General features: G+C 73.0%; 16 protein-coding genes. 10 read left to right on the top strand and 6 right to left on the bottom strand.

Annotated features, from left to right (window positions below; genetic code table 11):
* Positions 1–791: 791 nt before the first annotated feature.
* Entirely contained in the window at positions 792–1961 is a 1170-nt protein-coding gene (locus AB0O91_RS40490) for a 4-hydroxybenzoate 3-monooxygenase (RefSeq protein WP_363444356.1), read from the bottom strand.
* A gap of 321 nt (positions 1962–2282) precedes the next feature.
* Here AB0O91_RS40490 and AB0O91_RS40485 point away from each other — a divergent pair, with 321 nt between their 5' ends.
* The gene (locus AB0O91_RS40485) at positions 2283–2678 is read left to right on the top strand and encodes a hypothetical protein (protein ID WP_363444353.1); all 396 of its coding nucleotides are present in this window, start codon (positions 2283–2285) and stop codon (positions 2676–2678) included.
* Between the two features lie 662 nt (positions 2679–3340).
* Here the strand turns inward: AB0O91_RS40485 and AB0O91_RS40480 are convergent.
* Entirely contained in the window at positions 3341–3685 is a 345-nt protein-coding gene (locus AB0O91_RS40480; RefSeq protein WP_363444350.1) for a hypothetical protein, read from the bottom strand.
* A 173-nt stretch (positions 3686–3858) separates the two neighbouring features.
* Between AB0O91_RS40480 and AB0O91_RS40475 the strand changes: the two genes are divergently transcribed.
* Complete coding sequence (locus AB0O91_RS40475) at positions 3859–4653, top strand: LuxR C-terminal-related transcriptional regulator (RefSeq protein ID WP_363444347.1); 795 nt, start codon at positions 3859–3861, stop codon at positions 4651–4653.
* 258 nt (positions 4654–4911) lie between these two features.
* Positions 4912–5496, top strand: a complete 585-nt coding sequence (locus tag AB0O91_RS40470; protein WP_363444344.1) for a 3'-5' exonuclease — start codon at positions 4912–4914, stop codon at positions 5494–5496.
* A 66-nt stretch (positions 5497–5562) separates the two neighbouring features.
* Here AB0O91_RS40470 and AB0O91_RS40465 read toward each other — a convergent pair whose 3' ends face one another.
* Together AB0O91_RS40465 and AB0O91_RS40460 are read right to left on the bottom strand one after the other, a co-directional pair.
* Positions 5563–6309, bottom strand: coding sequence for a helix-turn-helix transcriptional regulator (locus AB0O91_RS40465; RefSeq protein ID WP_363444359.1), 747 nt, complete (start codon positions 6307–6309; stop codon positions 5563–5565).
* Between the two features lie 140 nt (positions 6310–6449).
* Complete coding sequence (locus AB0O91_RS40460; protein WP_363444341.1) at positions 6450–6965, bottom strand: MarR family transcriptional regulator; 516 nt, start codon at positions 6963–6965, stop codon at positions 6450–6452.
* A 58-nt stretch (positions 6966–7023) separates the two neighbouring features.
* Here AB0O91_RS40460 and AB0O91_RS40455 point away from each other — a divergent pair, with 58 nt between their 5' ends.
* The 4 genes from AB0O91_RS40455 to AB0O91_RS40440 all read left to right on the top strand — a co-directional run bounded on the left by AB0O91_RS40455 (position 7024) and on the right by AB0O91_RS40440 (position 10194).
* A complete protein-coding gene (locus tag AB0O91_RS40455) occupies positions 7024–7968 on the top strand; it encodes an amidohydrolase family protein (RefSeq protein ID WP_363444338.1) in 945 nt (314 codons plus the stop codon).
* A gap of 216 nt (positions 7969–8184) precedes the next feature.
* Positions 8185–8976, top strand: coding sequence for a class I SAM-dependent methyltransferase (locus AB0O91_RS40450; RefSeq protein WP_363444335.1), 792 nt, complete (start codon positions 8185–8187; stop codon positions 8974–8976).
* A gap of 111 nt (positions 8977–9087) precedes the next feature.
* Complete coding sequence (locus AB0O91_RS40445) at positions 9088–9756, top strand: calcium-binding protein (RefSeq protein WP_363444333.1); 669 nt, start codon at positions 9088–9090, stop codon at positions 9754–9756.
* 90 nt (positions 9757–9846) lie between these two features.
* The gene (locus AB0O91_RS40440) at positions 9847–10194 is read left to right on the top strand and encodes a hypothetical protein (RefSeq protein WP_363444330.1); all 348 of its coding nucleotides are present in this window, start codon (positions 9847–9849) and stop codon (positions 10192–10194) included.
* A gap of 28 nt (positions 10195–10222) precedes the next feature.
* Here the strand turns inward: AB0O91_RS40440 and AB0O91_RS40435 are convergent, their stop codons facing one another.
* Entirely contained in the window at positions 10223–10966 is a 744-nt protein-coding gene (locus AB0O91_RS40435; RefSeq protein WP_363444327.1) for a TetR/AcrR family transcriptional regulator, read from the bottom strand.
* 92 nt (positions 10967–11058) lie between these two features.
* Between AB0O91_RS40435 and AB0O91_RS40430 the strand changes: the two genes are divergently transcribed.
* Positions 11059–11631 carry a DUF1707 domain-containing protein gene (locus AB0O91_RS40430; RefSeq protein WP_363444325.1) on the top strand — a complete coding sequence of 191 codons (573 nt, stop codon included), beginning with the start codon at positions 11059–11061 and terminating at the stop codon, positions 11629–11631.
* A gap of 25 nt (positions 11632–11656) precedes the next feature.
* On the opposite strand, the gene AB0O91_RS40425 is transcribed toward AB0O91_RS40430, so the two are convergent.
* On the bottom strand, positions 11657–12472 hold the full coding sequence (locus AB0O91_RS40425; RefSeq protein ID WP_363444322.1) for an SAM-dependent methyltransferase: 816 nt from the start codon (positions 12470–12472) through the stop codon (positions 11657–11659).
* 216 nt (positions 12473–12688) lie between these two features.
* On the opposite strand from AB0O91_RS40425, the gene AB0O91_RS40420 reads away from it, so the two are divergent.
* Positions 12689–13456: a hypothetical protein gene (locus AB0O91_RS40420; RefSeq protein WP_363444319.1), complete on the top strand. Its 768-nt coding sequence runs from the start codon at positions 12689–12691 to the stop codon at positions 13454–13456.
* 102 nt (positions 13457–13558) lie between these two features.
* On the top strand, positions 13559–14929 hold the full coding sequence (locus AB0O91_RS40415; protein ID WP_363444316.1) for a M64 family metallopeptidase: 1371 nt from the start codon (positions 13559–13561) through the stop codon (positions 14927–14929).
* Positions 14930–15250 lie beyond the last annotated feature (321 nt).

The following is a 15250-nucleotide window of genomic DNA, read 5'->3' as shown; positions in this document are numbered from 1 at the left end:
CCACGGATGGACCACCCTCCTCCCCACCACCACCATCCACACCAACCACACCACCGCCACCACCACCAACCACACCAACCTCCACCACCACCTCAACAACAACCACAACAACAACACGCGATGAGGACGGTGAAGCCGCCGAAGTCACAGGCCAGCATTGGCTGGTGGTGCGCGGCGGCCACCTGTGTCAGCGGTGCCAGCACGGGACTCGGTCACCGATGTCCACCGCAGTGACCATCGCCCCCAGCTGTAGGGCCGGGGGCGTCCCCCACCCGGTACCAGCTACGGCCGTTGACCGGCTCGCCGCCGTCGAGGCTGCGGTTGTCAGGACCGACGGCGATGTCCGCCTCGACCGTTCGGGAGTCGATAGCGCCCGCGTGCTCGGTGCCGGGTCACACCCGACCCGCAGGCAGACCTCGCAGCCGAGGCTCGGTCGCGCCGACAGCGGAAGAACGCGTAGACCCGGTCCCCTCCACGGGAGGTCGGCCAACGCCACCCGCCGCCCCGCACCGTTCTCAACCAGGCAACGGATCGCGTGAAGAGCGGCGCGGTGGCAGGACGCCCCAAGCCTGCCCGCCCCGCCCCACGCAGCCGGCCCGGCACCGGTAGCCGACGCGGCCCCCGCCACCGGTGCCGCAGCACTGCGACAACAGGGCCTCCTGGCCAGCTCTTTGGCGTAAACGCCCGTCGAGCTGCCAAGAGGCCCTGCTTCTTCGTCGCTCACGACCTCGGCCGACCACCGAACCCGGCCCGATCAGCCGTCAATCCGTCAGGCCGTCAAACCGGCGGACTCACGCCGAGGAATGCCCTGAGCCCACCGGCTCCAGGATGGCCTCCAGGTTCCGTCGAGCGATCTGCCGGCGGAACTCCCCTTCGTAGGAGGCGTCACCGGCCTCGTGGATCGTCTCGGTCATCCACACCGCGGAGGCCTGCTGCTGCCAGGTGTACTCCAGGCAGGTCGCGGAGTAGCTGTCCAGCAGGCTCGAGTCGCACTCGACGACCCGGCGGACCACCGCCCGGGCGAACACGTCGGCGTCGTGCAGCGCGAGGCAGACCCCCCGCGCGCTCATCGGCGAGATGAGGTGCGCCGCGTCCCCGAGGAGGTAGAGCCGGCCGTGGCTCATGGGGCTGAAGACGACGCCCCGCAGTGGCACGACCTGCTTCGTCACGATCGGCCCCCGGTCGGTCACGGGCGCACCGAACCGGGTCTCCAGTTCGCTCCAGATCCGCTCGTCCGGCCACTGGTCGACGGTGTCGGCGAGCGGGCACTGCAGGTAGATCCGGCTCGCCTGCGGTCCGCGGGTGATCCGCGCGGCGAACCCACGCGAGTGGACCGCGAGTACGGACAGCGGATCCGCGGGTGCCTGGGCGAGCACGCTGAGCCAGGCGTACCCGAATTCGTGCGTCGAGCTGGTGAGCAGGTCGGCGGGCACGGCCGTCCGGCTCACCCCGTGGAACCCGTCGCACCCGGCGATGAAGTCACAACTGATGCTCCTGGTCGCCCCGTTGGCGTCCCGGTAGCGAACCAGCGGGCGCGGGCCGTCGACGTCGTGCAGGGACACGTCCGCGGCCTCGAAGCGCAGGTCGCCGCCGTCGCGCAGGAAGACCTCGGTGAGGTTGCGGATGAGGACCTGCTGCGGCAGGAACATCCGCTTCAGGCTGCCCGGCTCGTCCTCCATCCTCAACTGCCGCTGCTCACCGTCGATCAGCAGCGGCAGCGGCGCGTCGGGGTCGCCGTGGCCGTGGCCGTCGACGACCTCGGCGAGCCCCCACTCGTGCAGTCGAAGCACCGCGTCGGGGTCCAGGCCGCCGGCCCGCTGCCGCTCCTCCACGTGCTCACGGGTGTGCCGCTCCAGAACCACACAGCTGATGCCGCTGCGCAGCAGGAAGTTGCCGACCGCCAGCCCGGCGACGCCGGCGCCCACGATGACGACGGTGGTGTCCTTGTCGGTGTTGGTCATGAGTATCGAGCTCCTTGCAAACGCTGAGCCGAACCGACCAGGCCGGACGGCGATCCCGTCCGCGGCGGCTCGGTGGACTACGCACCACTCTCGCGCTCGCCCCACCTGCGTCCAACCGGCAAATGGACACCGGATACCGGAAACCCGCCAAGCTCGCCCACTCGGTGTATCCGCCTGCAGCCCGACCGTCAGCACCTGCCTCAATCGACTCGAAGACAGCTCACCGCCCTGCACTCCTTCGCCCTCGACGACATCGACCGTCCCGCCCCAAGGCCCGAGGAATCCGCGCGATCCTGTCGTGGTGATCGGTATGATCAACAGGTGGGAGCGGATGTGATGTTGCAGGTTCTGTACAGCGGGAAGACCAGGGAGCTCGAGCTATCCGGAACCCGCCAGGGGCTGACGGCGTTCGGGCAGCTACTGCGGGGGAAGGCCGGCACCTGTGATCTCTCGGAGAGCCAGCACCCGTACCCCTACGACGGGTCACTCACCAGGATCGTGTTCGCGGAGGACCCGGAGCAGGCTTCCGTCTCGATCGTGACGGAGGCCCAGACCCTGAGGATCCGGGGAGGACGGGAGGCTCTCGACGTCCTCGCCGACAACCTTGCCGGCTTCGCCTCCGAGGCGGATGCAAGCCATCACCGCCACATCGACTACCCGACATACGACTACATCTCACCGGAGTCGGACCCGCTGGTGATCGTCTTCATGAAGTGAGCCGAGAGCCTTCAGCCGCAGCACGGTTGAGCCCGTCGGCCTCGGCACGAGGGAACGATCGCGGGCCTGGTCGGCTCGCCGGGCGGCCCCGGGCGATTCGACGGACCATGACGCCGATCACGGCCCATCGAATCACCATCTCGGAGTGGGCCGGACTGCTCTCGTAGTCCGGGGCGAGGCGCTGGTAAGCGGTGGGTCAGGAGAAGGCGCGCTCTACCGCCCACCTCTTCGGCTGGCACCGGAAGGCACGCCGACCGGGCCTTGCAGGCGAACTCCAGCTCGCGGCCGCGGATCTGGCTGGTCCAGCCGGCACCCCCCTGAGTCTACTCGGCCAGGGAATCGACGGGTTGACTCCGGCTACACCGGCGGACGGCGTCCTGCTCGGCTCTCACCCCAGACCGGGCTCTCCGCGGGGAGCTACGCGTTGTGTCGCCGGTTCTGCGTGCCATGCCTCGCCACCCGTGGGTCCGGCCTGCGCCCGGCGGTGGAGGAGGTAGCTGGCGGAGATGTGGTGGACCGCAGCGACCGTCGCCGGGGTGAGCTCGGGGTAATGGAGGGTGGCCCGTCGCGCAACGCCACGGCGGGACGCCCGCAGTGGAACAGGCGTCCCGCCGTGTGCCGACCCGCCGCCCGGCGGCCCGGCGGCCCGGAACCGTCCTACCTCAGCACTTCACGTCCACGGACGTGACCAGGGTGTACCGATCCAACCCCCGGGTCTGCCACGCGAAGACGGTGTCCGTCAGGAGGTTCTCGTAGTGCACGACGAACGTGTTGCCGTGGGCCTGGCCCAACCGGTAGTAGTCGTGGATCGGGTGTACGCCGCAGCCGTCCAGGTTCCAGACCGGCTTCGGCTGGTTCTTGACGAGGGCGATGCACGCCCTGCCGTCGTCGCACTGAACGTTCCAGTAGCTGGCGGCGGAGGCCGGCCCGGCGGCGGAGACGACGGCGATTCCGGCAGCGGCGGCCAGTGCGGCGGCTCGGCCCAGACGACGGGTGTTCAACTTCATTCTCGGATCCTCCTCGAAGGACGCGTGGATCCACGCGAGTTCAGTGGATGTTGTGTACCTGTCGTGCGTCTGCGGACAATCCTGCCGGGGCCAAGGGACACTGCCCCAGTGGCAGTTGTGCGTATTGACACCACCGCTCGCCGCAGCCGTACACGCCGACAGCGGGGGGAACAGTGCCCGACGACATCAGGCACACCGCGCGGCTCTGCCGACGGATGCGGGACCTGGCCGTGGCGGCCCTGCACGAGCGGGACCCGTCCGAACTCCACGGCCTCGCCCTGGCCGAACTGCTGACCGCGTGCGAGGCCGAGGTCGTGGTGTTCAAGGAGGGGATCTGGCGAACGGACGCGGGACCCATGACCATCGTCACCGCTCCCGGCGCGGACAGCGCACTCACCGACGAGCCGGCACTCCGTCAGATCAGGACCGGACGCCCTTTCTCCGACTACTACGTGACGGCACGCGACACCGCACCGCTCACCGCGCAGCAGATCGCCCGCACGCTGAACCTCCGGGACGTCCGCCGTTTCACCCCCGGCCGCCGCTTCGCCTTCGGCATCCCCCTGCCCGGCACCCACGACCCCGTCCGCGGGTACGTCCTGCTGCGCCCGGACGACCCGTTCACCGCCTCCGACAACACCTACGCGACCCGGATCCAACCGCTGCTCCACGCCGTCGACCGGCAGTGGGAACTGCTGTCCCAGTGGCATGCCCTGCGGAGGTCGCCGCCATCGGACGGCGAGGCGCCCGAGGACCTCACGGGCTCCGCCGCAGGGCTCACGCCGCGCGAGAAGGCCGTCCTCCTTCTCCTCGCGGACGCCCTCACCGCCGCCGCGATCGGCCGGCGCCTCGGCATCGCCACCCGCACCGCCAACAAGCACATCGAGCGGATCTACCGCAAGCTCGGCAGCCGCGACCGCGTCTCCGCCCTCAACCGGGCCCGCAGCAGCGGGATCCTCCCGCGCTGACCCCGCCCCGGCGGGCGCATGCCGCCGGGTACGTCGACGCACCGGGACGTGACAACGACCGCGAACCCGCGTTGGGCGCCGTCCGAGCCGACCGCGCACAGGCGTGTTCTCCAGGGCAACAACCACCGGCTCGCGGGCTTCCGGGGCAGCGCCGATGTCCTCCGACGCAGCCGGGGCGGCGCCGGTCCGGGCGGCCGGTGCCCGGGGAGGTCCGAAAACCAGGTGCCCCGGCCGCGGGCGCTGCCTACGCTTCCCGCCATGGACAGCACCCCGACCCCGCTCCTCGTCAATGTCGTGGACGTCGAGGCGACCTGCTGGGCCGGTTCCCAACCGCCCGGTGCGGTCAGCGAGATCATCGAGATCGGGCTGACCGTCATCGATCTGGAGGCCGGCGAGCGCCTCGCCCGGCACCGGATCCTGGTCAGGCCCGTCCGGTCCACGGTCAGCGCGTTCTGCACGGAGCTCACCGGCCTCACCCAGGACGAGGTCGACCAGGGGGTGGGGTTCGCCGAGGCGTGTCGGCTGCTGGCGGGCGAGCACGGCGCGGGCACCCGGCCGTGGGCCAGTTGGGGCGACTACGACCGCCACCAGTTCACCCGGCAGTGTCAGGCCGCCCGGGTGCCCTACCCCTTCGGCCGGCGCCACACCAACGCCAAGGCGGTCTTCACCGAAGCGTACGGACTGCGCAAGCGCCCCGGCATGGCGCAGGCCCTGGAGATCGCCGGGCGGCGGCTCGAAGGCCGCCACCACCGGGGTGAGGACGACGCCTGGAACATCGCGGGCCTGGTGCTCCACCTCTCCGAACGGGGCGCCTGGCCGGCCGCCGTCGAACACCCCGCCTGACGCACCCGCCCGGCCCGACCGCCCGTCCCCCCGCTTCGACGTCCGGAGGATCTCCGCCGCGCCGCGCTAGGAGCCGCCGCGCTCGCGCAGCTCCGCCTGGTAGCTGCCCGGGGTCTGGCCGACCAGTGCGCTGAAGGCGTCGATGAAGCTGGAGGGGTTCGACCAGCCGCAGGCCATCGCGGTGTCGGTGACGGACGTTCCGCTGGTGAGATGGGCCAGGGCGTGGTGGATCCGCAGCGTGGTGCGCCAGCGGTGGAAGCTCATGCCGAGTTCGCTGTGGAACAGCCGGCTCAGCGTGCGCTCGCCGGCTCCGGCGGCACGTCCCAGCTCGGCCAGGGTGTCGGACCGCGCGGGGTCGGCGTGCAGCAGGTCGGTGGCGTGGCGGAGCCGGTCGTCCCTGGGTTCGGGCAGGTGGAGCGACTGCTCCGGAGGGTCGGAGAGCTCGTCGATGAGCACGGCGAGCAGTCGCCGGCGGGCCCCCGGGCGGGCTTCCGGCGCCGAGCCGGTCAGGGTCAGCACCACCTCGCGCAGCAGCGGGGTGACGGCGAACAGGCAGGGCTGGTCGACGAGTTCGCCGCACAGGTCCTTCGGGACGATCAGCAGGCGTGCGTTCGTGCGGCCGTAGAAGCGGTGCGAGTGGGTGAAGCCGGGCGGGGTCCAGGTCATCCGGTTCGCCGGGGCGACCCAGGTGCCCCGCACGGTGGTGGTGGCCACCACTCCCGCGGCGGCGTAGACGAGTTGGCCTTCGTCGTGCACGTGCGGGGCGAGGTGGTACCCGTGCGGCAGCCACCCGGCGCCGGCGGACTCCGCCATCGACTCCGGCCTGCCCACGGATGCCCGGCGGGTGGTCTGCACCGGGCCGACTCTACCCTCAGCCAGGCGCCCGCACGATCGTCGCGATCCCGGCGGCCCGGTGACCCCTCGCCCCGCTGCCTGCGGCCGCCGCGCGCGGGCTACTCCTCGACCGCCTGGGGGACGGTGTCGCCGATGACGCCCGCCAGGCGCTGGAGCTGCGCGGCGAGGTCGCGGCGCTCCCGGGCGGTGAAGTGCGACAGCGCCTCGGACTGGCGCGCCCGCAGTTCCGTCCGCATGGCCCCGAGCCGGTCCGCGCCGTCGGCGGTGAGCCGGACGAGGACCTGGCGCTCGTCGTGCGGGGAGCGCTGCCGGGTGACCACGCCCGCCGCCTCGAGCTGCTTGAGCATCCGGGTCGCGGTGGGGACGCTGACCTCGGCGGCGACGGCGAGCCGGCCGACCGGCAGCCCCTCCCCCCGCCCGTCCGCGGCCAGCGGCTCCAGCAGGGTGAGCTGCGCCATGGACAGCCCGGCCCCGGAGCGGCCCACGGTGGCCGCTCGGGCGCGGCGCATGGCGTAGAACAGCCGGTCAGCGGCCTCCGCCAGCTCCCGCACGCCGTCTTCCCCGCTCGGCAGAACCCGGGGGGCGTCCTCGTCGTTCTTGCTCATCTCTCGCATGACTGTTAGCTTACTAAAAGAAGCACTTAGCACACTAAACTTTAGGAGGCTTGGAATCATGGACTTCCCCGCACGCATCGACGTCCACCACCACATCGTCCCGCCGGTCTGGGCCGACACCCTGGCCGCACGCGGCCTGAACTCCGGCGGCTGGGCCATCCCCGCCTGGAGCCCCGCGAGCGCGATCGCGATGATGGACCAGCAGGGCATCGCCACCGCCGTCATGTCCGTCACCTCGCCCGGCGTCCACCTCGGCGACGGCGCCGGCGCCCGCGATCTGGCGCGCGCCGTCAACGAGTACGGCGCCGAGGTCGTCAAGGACGACCCCGACCGCTTCGGCCACTTCGCCAGCATCCCGCTGCCCGACGTGGACGCCGCCCTCGCCGAGGCCGTCCACGCGCTCGACGTCCTCGGGGCCGACGGCGTGGTCCTGATGTCCAACGCCCACGGCAAGTACCTCGGCGACCCGGACTTCGAACCGCTCTGGGCCGAGCTGGACCTCCGCGCCGCGAACGTCTTCGTCCACCCCGCACAACCCCCGATGACCCTGCTGCCCGGCACCCCCGCACCGCTCGCGGACTACGTCTTCGACACCACCCGCACCGCGCTGAACATGGTGTTGAACGGCGTCATGGACCGCTACCGCAACCTCCGCGTCATCCTGTCCCACGGCGGCGGCTTCCTGCCCTACGCCGCCTACCGGTTCTCCGGCCTGACCTCCACCGTCGTGGACCGGGAACGCAGGGCGGAGGACCTGCTGCGCGACCTGAAGCGCTTCTACTTCGACACCGCCCTGTCAGCCAGCCCTTCCGCGCTGCCCGCCCTGCTCGCCTTCGCCGAGCCCGGCCACGTCCTCTACGGCAGCGACTGGCCGTTCGCCCCGCAGGAGGCCGGCAGCTACTTCAACCACTTCCTGGAGACCTACCCCGACTTCACCCCGGGCCAGGCCGAGGCCGTCGACCGCGGCAACGCCGAGGCGCTCCTCCCGCGCCTCGCCCGGTGACCCGACCCTCCCGGCACCGTGCCGCGGTGCCCCGTGCCGGTGGCGCGGGGCACTGCGGCACCGGCACGGGGCCGAACGAGCCTGCCGTCCCGTCCGCCCCTCCCGGGCGGGTGCGGCGGGTACGGCAGGTGCGGCGGAGGCGGCGGCCCGACCAGGGAAGTTGAGGAAGTGATGAGAAAACGGCCCGAGTGCCCCGGCCGCCGCTAGCGTGACCCCATGGACCAGGACCAGCGGCACCTCCACGCATCATCCTTCGGCGCCGCGGCGGCCGCGTACGCCGAACACCGGCCGGACTACGCCCACGCCGCGGTGCGCTGGGCGCTCGACGGTGCGCCCGGGCGGCTGTTCGGACCCCGGGTGCTCGATCTCGGCGCCGGGACCGGCAAGTTGACGGCGACCCTGCTCGCGCTGGGTGTCGACGTCGTCGCGGTGGAGCCCGACCCCGCGATGCTGGTCGAGCTGCGCCGGTCGCTGCCGACCGTCCGGGCGCTGTCGGGCAGCGCGGAGTCGATCCCGCTGCCGGACTCCTCCGTCGACGCGGTGCTGTGCGGCAATTCCCTGCACTGGTTCGACATGGCGGTCGCCGGGCCCGAGATCGCGCGGGTGCTGGCACCCGGCGGGGTGCTGGCCGGGCTGTGGAACCTACTGGACGACCGGGTGGAGTGGGTCGCCGGGCTGGCGCGGGTGAGCGGGGCGGCGGCGATCGGTCCGCGTGACACCCCGGACAGCTGGCGCGCGGAGACGGCCGGGGCGCACCTCCCCGGGACCGGCGGGCCGGCCCGGTTCGGTGCGGCCGAGCAGGACCTGTTCCCGCACGGTCAGCCGCGCACCGCGGAGTCGCTCGTCGCGACCCTCGCCACCCGCGCGGGCGTGCTGGTGATGCCGGACGCGCAGCGGGAGACCGCGCTCGGCCGGATCCGGGCCTTCCTCGCGGCCCGGCCGGAGACAGCGGACGGCGAGTTCACCCTGCCGATGCTGACGGGCGTGCTGCGCACCTGCCGGACCTGAGGTCCGGCGCCGCCCCGACCGGGCGGGAGCGGTGACGTCGTGGCCGCGCCGTGCCCGCGCCACGCCCGCAGGTGGCCGTCGGCCCGGCAGCACCGGGCCATACTCGACGGCATGACGCGCGCGCACCGGCTGCTCACCTTCGCCCTGCTCACCGCCACCGCGGTGGCGGGGCTCAGCTTCGCGGTGAGCACCGGCTGGGGCGGCGGGGGCGGCGGGCGGCCCCGGGGGTGGGCGGACGGCTCGGTGCACGGCCGGTGGCGGTCGGTCTTCGACGGCCACGGCGAGAACACCGGCGACGACGACGCCCTGTCGCTCTCCCCCGCACCCGCCCGGACGCCGGAGGAGACCCATGCCGGGCTGATCGTCTCCACCCGTCGGTACGGGGACATGGACGCCCGGGCCCGGATGCGCACCGACGCCCGGTTGCGCACGCCCGAGCCCAATCCGTGGGAGGTGGCCTGGCTGGTCTGGGCCTACTCCGATCCGGAGCACTTCTACTACCTGATCCTCAAGCCCGAGGGCTGGGAGCTGGGCAAGCGGGATCCCGCCTATCCGGGCGGGCAGCGCTTCCTGGCCACCGGCGACGGGCAGTTCCCCATCAGCCGGTGGTACGACGTACGGGTGGCCCAGCGCGGCGCGCGGCAGGACGTCGGCGTGGACGGTCGGCCGCTGGTGTCCTTCGTGGACCAGGAGCGTCCCTACCCGGGCGGCAGCGTCGGGGCGTACACGGAGGACGCCCGGGTCCGGTTCGAGTCCGTCACGGTGGAGCCGGCCGAGTAGCGCGGCCGGCGGTGGGGCCGCCAACGCCCCGCCGGGAGCGGGTGGTTGACTACCCCCCGGCCCATCCCGACCGACGGAAGGACTCCGGACGTGCTCAGCTACGTGATCAGCATGACGAAGATGGACCCCGAGGAGTTCGCCCGGGCCACCCCCGAGGCCCGTCGGGCGCAGCTGCTCGGCGTCTGGGAGATCGGCGTGCTGGGGCTGGACTGGCTGGAGGACCTGGTGACGGCCGAGCGGGCCGAGAAGCTCGCGGACGGCGGCTTCCCCCACCGCTACGTCACCCGCATCCGGCACCTTCGGCACCTGTTCGAGGGCGGCGGCGTGCCCGGGGTGGGGCCGTTCTCCCGGCTGCACCACGCGGAGCTGCACCCGGACCGGATCGACAGCTCCGGCGACGACGAGCCGGTCACGGTGGAGGCCTGGGACCAGTCCTGACCGGAGAGGCGGGCCGGCCGACCGGCCGTCAGCCGGGCGGAAGGGCGGGCGGGAGGGAGGCCGGGAGGGAGGTCGCGATGCAGTCGAGGACGCGCTCCAGGCCGTAGCGGAACTGCTGGTCACGGCTCATCCGGGGCCGGTTCGCCTCCAGGGCGATCCTGCTGAAGACCGGGTACTCCCCGCTCTCCAGGAGGTGCCGGAGGTACGGGCGGCTCCGCGCGAGCCACTCGTCCTCGCCGACCCCGCTGCGGCGGACCTCCTCGATCCAGCCGACCTCGTCGCGGGCGGCGCCCTCGACGTAGCCGTGGAGGACGGCCATCAGGCCGAGGTTCTCGTCGATCGGGAGGTGGGGATCGAGGACTCCCATCACCGCTTCGATCAGGCGCAGTTGGTTGGGACCGAAGCCGAGCAGCGCCCGGTTGGCGGTGGCGATCCACGGGTGGCGCAGCCACATGGCGCGCAGTCCGTCGGCGTACCGGACGAGGTCGGCCCGCCAGTCGCCGGAGGGCATGCCCTCGACGTCGATCTCCCCCATCAGCCGGTCGGCCATCAGCTGGATCAGGTCGTCGCGACTGGGGACGTACCGGTAGAGCGACATCGCGCCGGCCCCGATGTCGGCGGCGATCCGCCGCATGGTCGCGGCCTCCAGGCCCTCGGCGTCGGCGATCCGGACCGCGGCTTCGGTGATCCGGGCGCGGCTGTAGGCGGGTTTGGGCCCGCGGGCGGGGCGTTCGGGCCGCATCCAGATGCTCACGTGCTCGGCGTCGCTCACCGTCGCCCTCCTCCTTGCGTACGCGGTACCCGGTAATCTAGCGTGACCCTCATGACCGCGTACAACGTACCCAGTCGTGACCGGAGGACCGCGTGACACCGCCCGGAGCCGGCGGACCGCCGTCGATCGGCGAGGACGACCGCGACGGTGCGGTCCAGCGCCTCCAGGAGGCGTACGCCCGAGGGCTGCTCTCGCACGAGGAGTTGGACGACCGCCTGCACCGGGTGCTCACCGCCACCACCCCGGACGGGCTGGACGCGGCGTTGGCATCCCTCCCGCAGCCACCGGCGCCGGCAGCGGCAGCACCGCCCCCGGTGCCCGATTCCGCCGCGACCCTCGCCGCCGTCACCGGCCGGATCCGTCGGCGCGGTGCCTGGCGGGTCCCCCGGACGCTCACGGTGGCGTCGGCGCTCGGCCGGGTGCGCCTGGACCTGTCCCGGGCGGTCATCGAGCATCCGGTGGTCGACATCGAGCTGCAGCTCGGCACGGGCGGGGTCAGCATCACCGTGCCCCGGGACGCCGTCGTCGAGCTCGGCGGCCTGCACCCGGGCCTCCGGGCACCGCGCTACCGGCCCCGCCGGGCCGCGCGTCCGGGCGGGCCGACCATCCGGATCAGCGGAGTGGTGGGGCTGGGGCGGCTGAGGGTCCGTCACGCCCGTTGGTGAGAACCTCTCATGATGGCGACAGCCCCTATCCGCGCACCGCTTCGATGAAGCCGCCGGCCAGCCCTGCACCCTCCGGCAGCGGTCGTCCGTAGGCGGCCCCCACCTCCGCGATGCTGGTCGTCCGGGTCCGCCAGCCACGGGCCTCCAGCCACCCCTCGGTGTCGGGACCGAGACCACCCTGCCAGAGCTCGGTGACGTGGGCCAGGGACGGGTCGTACGCGGTGCCCGAGACGTCCCGGCCCCGCTCCATCAGCAGTCGGCTGCCGGGGGCGGAGAGCGAGCCGACCGCCGTGAGCAGTCCGGCCGCCTGCTCGACGCTCAGGTACACCACCAGGCCCTCGGCCAGCCAGACGGTGGGCCGCTGCGGGTCGAAGCCCGCCGCGACCAGACGGCGCGGCCAGCGCGGGTCCAGCAGGTCGCCCGGCAGCACCCCGCGCTCGCAGGAGGGTGCGGCACCGGCCGCGTCGAGCACCTGCTGCTTGAAGTCCAGCACCGGCGGCAGGTCCAGTTCCCACAGCCGGGTCCCGGCCGGCCAGTCCAGCCGGTACGCCCGGGCGTCCAACCCGGCGGCCAGCAGCACGACTTGGTCCGCTCCCGCGGCCAGCAGCCGGTCGTCGTAGAAGGCGGTCCGCAGCATGACGTGCACGGCCAGCGCCACCGTGAGATCGCTCAGGCGCCGGCCGTCGGGGGCCTTCAGCGGCATTCCCGCGGCCTCCGCGAAGCCGGCCGCGTACGGGTCGACGAACAGCGGCTCGGGCCGCCGGCTCTCGTAGGCCCGCACCAGCGCGACGGACAGGGCGGTGCGCGAAACCGGGCTCATCGCATCAGGCGTCGGCGTCATGCCCGACAATCTACCGCCGCCCCACAAGTCCGCCCCGGCCAGCGGGAATTCCTCGCGCGCTCCGCCGTTCCCTGGCATGATCCCGGGTGCGCCCGACCGCGCGCCCGACCACGCGCACGGCTCCGTGCCCGACCGTGCACCGGAGGGCGGCCGGGCGCGCGCCGGAAAGGGACGACCAGGGGAGCCCGATGGACGCGTGGACGGTACGGATACCGGGTGGCGACGATGCCTGAGGACGCGGCTCCGCTCCGGGACACTCCCCCGGAGGCCGAGCCCGGTCCCGGGCCCGAGCCGCGGCCTCCGAAGCCGAACCCGGCGCCCCGACGCCGGCGCAGTGCGGGCGAGCTGGTCCGGGTCGCCCTCCCCGCCGTGCTCCTCGTGGTCGGCCTGGCCCTCACCGTGCTCGGGTTCGTACGGTTCACCGAGGCCTTCCAGCAGACCCGGGCGTACAGCGCCACCCCCGTCTGCACCGCGGGCGCCGCGCCGGGCGCGGACTGCGCGAGGCTGGAGAGCGGCCTGGTGACCGGGAAGACGAAGGAGGTGGGCTCCGACTCCACCGACTACCTGCTGACGGTCTCGCGCGAGAAGGCACCCACCGGCCGCTACACCGTCGGCAAGGCCTTCTACGAGGACGTCGACACCGGCACCTCCGTGGAACTGAAGATCCTGCACGGCAAGGTGTTCGAACTCGGCTACCGGGGCCACCGCTCCCAGCCCCCGAACACCCCGTACCTCTCGGTCGCCGGGTTCAGCGCGCTGATCGCGGTCGGAATGATCACGACGGTGGCCGGACTGGCCGGCCGGGACCTCGAGTTCATGCTGGTCGTGGCCCTGATCTACACCGTCGGGACCGCGTTCGCCACGGGCATCGGCTCGCTCCTGCTGATCGCCTTCGGGTGGCCGCTGTACGTCACCCTGCCCGTGGCCGTCGGGTGCTGGCTGCTGGTGGCCCTGATCAGCCGCAACGCGTTCGAGGACTTCTGACCCCACGACGGCGGGTCGGCAACGGGCGGACATCCGGCGATTGTCAGGTTCCGAACAAGGGAAGGGACCTCCTCACATCGGCCGCCCACCGGAAGGACCCCCGTGCCCACGAGTACCAGGACCAGGACCGACAGCACGACCGGCACCGGCACGGGGCTGCGGCGCAGGACCGCAGCCGTTCTGCTCACCGCCGCCCTCGCCGTCCCCCTCCTCGGCGCCGCCCCCGCCCGGAGCGCCCCGGCCGCAGCTGCCCCGGCCGCCGACGCCCCCCGCCACCCGGTGGAGGCCTTCGCCGAGGACGGCACCATCTCCCGCGGCACGGCACCCGCCGCCTCCCCCTACCTAGCAGCCCCCACCGGAGCCCTCGCCGCACCCGGCACCGACGGCGACGGCGAGGTCACCGCCCTGGTCCACAACGGCGACCCGGCCGCCAAGCTGGACGTCGTGGTGATCGGCGACGGCTACAACGCCCAGGAGCAGGGGAAGTTCCGCACGGACGCCGCCGAGAAGTGGCGCGAGATCACCGCCGTCGAGCCGTACGCCTCCTACCGGCGCCTGTTCAACGTCTGGGCGGTGTCCGCCGTCTCACCCGAGTCGGGCGTCACCGGCGACCCGGACCGGACGACCGTACGGCACACCGCGCTGGGCTCCTACTTCTGGTGCGACAACGTCGAGCGGCTGCTCTGCGTGGACGAGAAGGCCGTCGACCGCTACGCCGCGAAGGCCCCGCAGGCGGACCTGGTGATCGTGGTGTCCAACAGCACCAAGTACGGCGGCGCGGGCTACAACGACGTCAAGTCCGCACTGGGCTACGAGGGCATCGCCACGGTGGCGGGCGGCAACGCGAAGTCCGGGCAGATAGCGGTGCACGAGACCGGGCACTCGCTGGGCAAGCTGGCCGACGAGTACGCCTACGACGGCCAGGGCACCTACCAGGGCGCCGAGCCGCCGGAGGCCAACCTCAGCACCCTGACCGCCGACCGGATGCGCGCCCAGGGCACCAAGTGGTCCCGCTGGCTCGGCCAGGCCTCGCCCGACGGCGGGACGGTGGGCAGCTACGAGGGCGGCGGCTACTACCCGACGGGCCTGTACCGGCCGACCGAGAACTCGATCATGCGGTCCCTGGGACGGGAGTTCAACCTGCCCGGACGGGAGGCGATGATCGCCGGCTTCTACCGGCACGCCACCCCGCTGACCAGCCCCACCCCCACCGGCGCCCGGCTCACCACCGCCGACCGCCTGACCGTCGACCTGCCGGTGGCCGGTACCCGGCTGCACTGGTACCTGGACGGCCGTGAGCAGCCCGGACTCCGCGGGCGCACCGCCCCCGACCTCGGCGCCCTGCACCTGACCGGCCCGCGCTCGCGCCCGCACCTGCTCACCGCCGTCGCCACCGACCCCACCCCGGCCGTGGCGGACCCGGCCCTGCGGGCCGAGCTCACCCGCAGCCTGTCCTGGTCGGTGACCCGCTAGGAGCGGAGCGTGGGTCGGTGAGGGCTCCGATCGATCGGGGAGCGTTCGTGGCGAGGCCGGGAGGCCGGGAGGCCGGGCCGGTCTGCCGGCCGGGGCGGTATCCGACGCGAGCGCCCGGTCGGGATCGTCCTCCGGACCTGACCGGGGCCGACGTCAACGTCGCTCCTGCCTGCGGGTCCCGGGGACCTCGGTGCCGGTGGCCGACCGCGCGAGGACCACGCCGGGCCGGCGTCGACCTGACGGTGGCAAGGAACCGGGCACCGCAGTAACGCCGCCCGGCAGCACCGATGCCCGGCGCGCACCGTACCCGGAGGTACGGTG

This window comes from Kitasatospora sp. NPDC089797 (genome assembly GCF_040684795.1).
GTDB lineage: Bacteria > Actinomycetota > Actinomycetes > Streptomycetales > Streptomycetaceae > Kitasatospora.
The sequence above is the reverse complement of the archived record's forward strand: the minus strand, read 5'-3'. Positions and strand labels throughout refer to the sequence as shown.

Bases quoted from the DNA above. Each gene is read 5' to 3' on its own strand.
- AB0O91_RS40470 (WP_363444344.1), top strand. From the start codon at position 4,912: ATGGACAGCACCCCGACCCCGCTCCTCGTCAATGTCGTGGACGTCGAG.
- AB0O91_RS40450 (WP_363444335.1), top strand. From the start codon at position 8,185: ATGGACCAGGACCAGCGGCACCTCCACGCATCATCCTTCGGCGCCGCG.
- AB0O91_RS40490 (WP_363444356.1), bottom strand. From the start codon at position 1,961: ATGACCAACACCGACAAGGACACCACCGTCGTCATCGTGGGCGCCGGC.
- AB0O91_RS40425 (WP_363444322.1), bottom strand. From the start codon at position 12,472: ATGACGCCGACGCCTGATGCGATGAGCCCGGTTTCGCGCACCGCCCTG.
- AB0O91_RS40465 (WP_363444359.1), bottom strand. From the start codon at position 6,309: ATGGCGGAGTCCGCCGGCGCCGGGTGGCTGCCGCACGGGTACCACCTC.
- AB0O91_RS40460 (WP_363444341.1), bottom strand. From the start codon at position 6,965: ATGCGAGAGATGAGCAAGAACGACGAGGACGCCCCCCGGGTTCTGCCG.
- AB0O91_RS40445 (WP_363444333.1), top strand. From the start codon at position 9,088: ATGACGCGCGCGCACCGGCTGCTCACCTTCGCCCTGCTCACCGCCACC.
- AB0O91_RS40480 (WP_363444350.1), bottom strand. From the start codon at position 3,685: ATGAAGTTGAACACCCGTCGTCTGGGCCGAGCCGCCGCACTGGCCGCC.
- AB0O91_RS40455 (WP_363444338.1), top strand. From the start codon at position 7,024: ATGGACTTCCCCGCACGCATCGACGTCCACCACCACATCGTCCCGCCG.